This is a genomic window from Pseudomonas sp. zjy_15, from assembly GCF_043101865.1.
GTDB classification, from domain to species: domain Bacteria; phylum Pseudomonadota; class Gammaproteobacteria; order Pseudomonadales; family Pseudomonadaceae; genus Aquipseudomonas; species Aquipseudomonas putida_Y.
On record NZ_JBICII010000110.1, the window covers coordinates 1 to 295 of the forward strand.

Below are 295 nucleotides of genomic sequence, written 5' to 3' on the forward strand. Positions count from 1 at the left end.
GTCGTCTTCACAGTATAACCAGATTGCTTGGGGTTATATGGTCAAGTGAAGAAGCGCATACGGTGGATGCCTTGGCAGTCAGAGGCGATGAAAGACGTGGTAGCCTGCGATAAGCTTTGGGGAGTCGGCAAACAGACTGTGATCCAGAGATCTCTGAATGGGGGAACCCACTCAGCATAAGCTGAGTATCTTGTACTGAATACATAGGTGCAAGAGGCGAACCAGGGGAACTGAAACATCTAAGTACCCTGAGGAAAAGAAATCAACCGAGATTCCCTTAGTAGTGGCGAGCGAA

The 295-nt window shown here is 48.8% G+C and carries 1 rRNA gene; it reads left to right on the top strand.

Going from position 1 to position 295, the window contains the following annotated elements:
• Positions 1 to 39: 39 nt before the first annotated feature.
• Positions 40 to 295: ribosomal RNA gene (locus ACF8EF_RS21550) — 23S ribosomal RNA — on the top strand; the annotation flags it as partial.